The following is a 5494-nucleotide window of genomic DNA, read 5'->3' as shown; positions in this document are numbered from 1 at the left end:
AGGTGTCGAACGTCGCTTCAGACGACGCAGCCGAGGAGGGAAACGAGACCGCGCCATGGCTTTGCCGGGTCGATTCCATCAACTACGTCACCCCCGACCACCACGGCCGCGTCATCCTCAGCGGCTCGCATGGTGGCCTGTATTCGGCCTTCAAGGGACTGAGCGTCGCCCCGCGCGGCCTCGTCTTGAATGATGCCGGAAGCGGGCTGAAGGACGCCGGCGTCGCAGCCCTCGCCGAGGGCGACCGGATCGCGGTCGCTGTCGCCACCATCGCCCACACCAGCGCCCGCATCGGCGATGCCGACGACATGGCAAGGCGCGGCATCGTCAGCCGTGCCAACCGCGCCGCGCAAGCGGCCGGCATCACCCCCGGAATGGCCTGCGCCGAGGCGCTCACACGCCTCTCCCGCCTCGCACCCGGCACGGCCGCGCCGCGGACGATCAAGGAACACCGCAGCGAGATCTCCTGCGCGGCCGACGCTGAAGCGGTCGTCTGCATCGATTCAGCCTCGCTGATCCAGCCGGAGGACAAGGGCCGGATCATCCTCACCGGCTCGCATGGCGGCCTGATAGGCGGCGACCCGAGCAAGGCGATCAACGTCGCCTGTCGCTTCGTCGCGTTCAACGATGCCGGCGGCGGCTGCGACGATGCCGGCATCGGCCGTCTCGGTCCGCTCGACCTGCGCGGCATCGCCGCCGTGACGGTCTCTCATCGCAGCGCCGAGATCGGCAATGCCGTCTCGACGCTTGAACGGGGCGTCGTTTCCCATGCCAACGCGGCAGCCCGCCGCCTCGGCGCCGGAGCCGGCATGCGCCTTCGCGATTTCCTGGCGCGCTGGCTCGCCCCCGCACCGGCCGCCCCGCGCGCCTGAGCCACCAGTCCTTCCCGCCCTCCCCGCCCTTTGCGTGAGTCCACGATGTCCCAGACTGTCGCCACGAATATCGCCCACACCCTGAAGGAATGCGGCGTCGAGCACTTTTTCATGCTGACCGGCGGCGACCAGCCGCTCTGGATCGCGCTGCGCGACGCTGGCATCCGCATGATCGTGGCACGCAGCGAGCCGGGCGCGGTCTACATGGCCGACGGCTACGCCCGCGCCGCCGACAAGGTCGCCGTCACCTATGGCCAGGCTGGCCCGGGAGCCGCCAATGTCGCCGCCGCCCTGGCCGATTCCTACTGGGCGCAATCGCCGGTCTTCGCCCTGACCGGCGCGACGGCTACCAATGCGGTTCATGTCAACGAGTACCAGGCGCTCGACCAGAACACGATGTTCGGCCCCGTCACCAAATGGAATGGCGCGGCGGAGGAACCCGGCCAGGTGGCACCGTTGCTGCGTCAGGCCCTGACGGCAGCGGTCTCGCCGACGCGCGGCCCGACCCATCTCGACGTCCCCAAGAACTTTTTCGCCATGCCGGGCACCAGCGAAGGCGTCGAAGGCAAAGGCCCGTTGCCGAGCTTCAACGTGCAGAGCCCGCATGCTTCGGAGGTCACTGCGGCGCTCAAGGCCCTGCGCGATGCGAAGCGGCCGATGATCCTCGTCGGCGAAGGCGTCCGGCTGAGCGGCGCCGGCGAGGCGGTCGCGCGGTTTGCCGATCTCGCCGGCATCCCGCTGGTCGCCACCATGGGCGGCAAGCCGGCAGTGCTCTCGGCGTGTGCCAATTTCTGCGGGATCGTCGGGCGCTACTCCTCCGTCACCGCCAACCGGTTGATGGCGCAGGCCGACTGCGTGCTGGCCCTCGGCACCCGGCTGGGCGGTCTTTCGACCAATGGTTACAGCCTGCCTTCGCGCAAGGCGAACGTGATCCAGGTCGACCAGGACATCACCGCCTTCGCCAACCCCTACGCCCCCGAATCCTGCATTCGCGCCGACATCGCCGCCTTCATGGAGACCCTCCTGACCGCGCAGGGCAGCGCGCAGCAGGGCGAAAAGAGCGAATGGCTCGGCCTGTGCCAGCGCGAGAGCGCCGCCTGGCTGGAGCGTTTCGCACGGCACACCGCCTCCGCCGCCTCGCAGGCCGTGCTCTCGCCGGTCTCGGTGCTCGAGGAATTGTCGCGCTACGGTTCCGAGATCACCGTCGTCGCCGACACCGGCTACATGGCGGCCTGGACCGGCGTGCTGTTTCCGACGCTGCGCTACAATTCCTTCTTCCGCGCTGTCGGCTCGCTCGGCTGGGCCCTGCCGGCCTCGCTCGGCGTTCAGATGGCGCGGCCGGAGAAGGTTGTTTGCATCACCGGCGACGGTGGCGCCGGCTATCATCTCGCCGATATAGAGACCGCCGTCCGTTACAAAATCCCGGTCGTGATCCTCGTCTTCAACAATAACGGCCTCGCCTTCGAGTATCACGAGCAGAAATATCGCTGGAACGGCAATGTCGTCGCCGAGGCGAACGATTTCACCGCCTCCGATTTCGCGCTAGCGGCCAAGGCGCTGGGTGCGACCGGCCTGCGCGCGACCAACCGCCAAGAACTCTCGACCGCGCTTGCGAAGGGCATCGCCTCCGACCATCCTTGCGTCATCGACGTCGTGATCGACCGGGAAGCCTTCCCGCCTGTGACCAATTTCGATGCCGTGTTCGAGAGGGAACTATGAGCGAGCCCACCAGCCGCCCGCGAGACGCGCTCGCCATCCACTACGGCATCGTGCTGCCGGAAGAGGTGGCCAGACGCTTCGATCAGGGCGTTGCGCGAGCTGCGGCACGCCTGCCCGCGCTCCTTCTCCAGGCCCCGGCGAAGCCGCCCGGATTCGCGGCTCCGAAGATCGGTGCGCCCCGCGATGAATGAAGTGCTCGACCTCGATCTGCGCGGCGCCGCCAAGCTCATCACCAATCGCGAGATCCTGCCTTCGGAGCTGACGGCGGCGGCGATCGCGCGCATCGAGGCCGAGCCCGAGGCGCGCGCCTGCTTTATCCGCTTCGACAAGGATGCAGCGCTGGCTCGCGCCCACGAACTCGACAGCAGGCGCGAGCAGGCCGACTTGCTGCTTGGCATCCCGCTCGCCCACAAGGACCTGTTCTCCCTACCAGGAAGGACGGCATCCTTCGCAGCTCATCCGGATTTTCATCTGGTCGGCAGCGAGACGGCCACTGCGCTATCGGCGCTCGATTCTGCCGGCTCGGTCAATCTCGGCGGGCTGCATCTGTCGGAATTCGCGATGGGGCCGGCCGGCTGGAGCTCGCAATACGGCTTCCTCGCCAATCCGCGTGACTCTGCTCTCGTAACCGGCGGATCTTCCGGCGGCAGCGCCGCAGCCGTCGCGCGGCGGCTGGTCCACGGCGCGCTCGGCACCGACACCGGCGGCTCGATCCGCATTCCCGCTGCGTTCTGCGGGGTCGTCGGGCTGAAGCCCAGCGTCGGGCTCGTCCCCTCGCATGGCTGCCTGCCGGTCTCGGACAGCCTCGACACGATCGGCCCGATCACCCGCACAGTCGGTGATTGCGCCCGCCTGCTCGATGCCCTGCTACTCGGCCGGCCCCGCGCCGGCTACGAGCGCGCCCTTGTCGAGAAGCGGCCGGTCCGCTTCGGCATCCTCGATGCCGCCTCCCTGCCCCAGGCACCGGATACCGAAGTGGCGGACGCCTTCGAACGCACGGTTTCGGCACTCGGGGGCGCGGGTTTCTCGCTGCGGAAGGTCGCCATCGCCAATCTCGCCGATCTCGCAACCCTTTCCGGCATCGTCTTCCTCACCGAGGCCGGAGCCGAACATGCAGCGCGGCTGCGTTCAGCCCGAGAGCTGGTCGGCCCGCAGGTCGGCGAGAGGCTGCTGCAGGGGCTCGCCTATCCCGGCAGCCTTTATCTCCTCGCCCGCAAGGCCCGCGACGGTCATCTCGCGGCGCTGCGGCAAGGCCTGTTTTCCGAGATCGACGTGCTACTGCTACCAACGGCGCCGGCCCTGCCGCCGCGCCGTGATCGCTATGAGGCCATGGCTGATACCGGCGCGATCCTCGATTTCAACAGCCGGCTCGGCGCCTATACCCCGGCCTTCAGCTATCTCGGCGTCCCCGCCCTGTCGCTGCCCGTGCCGCTTGCCGCGACCGGCGGCTTCGGTCTGCAGATGGTCGCCGATCACGGCCAGGATGCGCTGCTGCTGCAGGCAGCCCATGCGGTCGAGGGCCTTTCATCCGTCTAGGGTCTGTCGGGACTCACAAGAGCTTGGTGATGTGATTCAAGCTTCGAACGGATCGCATTGTTCTGACGAACGCCCAATGGGCGAAGATGGAGCCACACTGCCTCGGGAAGTCGAGCGATCCCGGGCGTAGTGGGAGCGACAATCGACGGTTTATCGAAACCGTGCTCTGGATCGCACGGACCGGCAGTTCATGGCGCGACCTTCCGCCGATGTTCGAGAACTGGAGCACGGCTTTCAGGCGCTTCAGCGACTGGTGGAAGGCCAATGTCTTCGCGAAGCTCTTCGAAGCTTGTCCTGACGAACCCGACATGGAATGCGCCACGATTGCCCAGGCCCATTGCTTCGACGCGGTGGGTGTCGAAGCAATCAAACTCAAGGAATTCAAGCGTCGCCATGCGAGCCGACAAAACAGACTGCAGTTTCTAGGCCATAATCTTCCTCGCCGCTGCCATCATAAATTCTTGATGCCCCCGCGGATTCTAGATCGGAAGTCATGTCGATGCCGATGGCGGCAGGCGAATAGTTCGCGGTTACCTCGCGGTTGCAGTCTCACTCGTCCACGGGGTTTTACGAAAGTCACTCAACTTTGCTGTAGTCGCCGCAGCGCAACATGCACCCCAGTGCACAGGCTCGTCATTCAGCGACGCTCGCGCAATTGCACAAACTACTGAGACACAAAGATAAATCGCTTGCCAAGGTTGGGGTCGTGGGTTCGAATCCCATCGCCCGCTCCAGACAACTCTCAGATGAAGAGAAGCTTACAAGCGTCGGGTTTCCCGGCGCTTTTTGCTTTTCTGGCCTGGAGCATTCAGCGCTATTTCCAAGGGCCTCAGAAAGCCACGTGGTTACATCGCGGTTACAAATAGCTTCGATGCCGTACCGCTGACGCTCATCGTTAAAGCAGTTCTCCTGGTGCCACTGCAGGAAATGCGGGTGTGGGCGCTCGTGGGCCCTGAGCGGCGGTAGTGCTCAACCTTTCCTGTCATTGAACGCGAAGTCCGACCAACCATCAGTCGGCAGCGCGCCAACAGCTGACGTCAGCGCACTGCCGCGAAACGAACATTCCTGGCTCTTGCGGGATCAGGGTCTCAGGTCGTGATATGCGGGCTTATGGTTGCACGCCTTGCCCTCGTTGAAATCGCTATCCGCCAGCAGGAGATCAAGAAGAGCCGCTTCACTGCGGTTGCTGGTCCCATCGCAGACGAAGCGGCAGCGAAAGACTTCATTGCGGCACAGTCGGACCCGGCAGCCAATCACAATTGCTGGGCATGGCGCTTGGGGCAGAGGTACCGCTTCAGCGACGATGGCGAGCCCAGCGGGACCGCCGGCAAGCCGATTCTCGCCGCAATCGACGGGCAAGGCCTCGA

Annotated in this window: 6 protein-coding genes; all 6 read left to right on the top strand. The window is 65.9% G+C overall.

Annotated features, from left to right (window positions below):
* On the top strand, positions 1-872 hold an 872-nt coding region (locus V6M48_RS11440), incomplete at its 5' end, for a hypothetical protein (RefSeq protein ID WP_332812670.1).
* 45 nt (positions 873-917) lie between these two features.
* Positions 918-2591 carry a thiamine pyrophosphate-binding protein gene (locus V6M48_RS11435; protein WP_332812669.1) on the top strand — a complete coding sequence of 558 codons (1674 nt, stop codon included), beginning with the start codon at positions 918-920 and terminating at the stop codon, positions 2589-2591.
* Positions 2588-2782 carry a hypothetical protein gene (locus V6M48_RS11430; RefSeq protein ID WP_332812668.1) on the top strand — a complete coding sequence of 65 codons (195 nt, stop codon included), beginning with the start codon at positions 2588-2590 and terminating at the stop codon, positions 2780-2782. The genes V6M48_RS11435 and V6M48_RS11430 overlap by 4 nt, the downstream gene beginning before the upstream one ends.
* Positions 2775-4127, top strand: a complete 1353-nt coding sequence (locus V6M48_RS11425) for an amidase (RefSeq protein ID WP_332812667.1) — start codon at positions 2775-2777, stop codon at positions 4125-4127. Before V6M48_RS11430 ends, V6M48_RS11425 begins: the two co-directional genes overlap by 8 nt.
* Before the next feature lie 56 nt (positions 4128-4183).
* Entirely contained in the window at positions 4184-4798 is a 615-nt protein-coding gene (locus V6M48_RS12900) for a transposase (protein ID WP_443019102.1), read from the top strand.
* Between the two features lie 439 nt (positions 4799-5237).
* Positions 5238-5494 (top strand): YigZ family protein (locus V6M48_RS11420; RefSeq protein ID WP_332812666.1); only part of this gene is annotated, 257 nt, incomplete at its 3' end.

Source organism: Sphingomonas sp., from assembly GCF_036677245.1.
Lineage (GTDB): Bacteria > Pseudomonadota > Alphaproteobacteria > Sphingomonadales > Sphingomonadaceae > Allosphingosinicella.
Note: the sequence above shows the minus strand (reverse complement) of the source record. Positions and strands in the feature narration are given on the sequence as shown.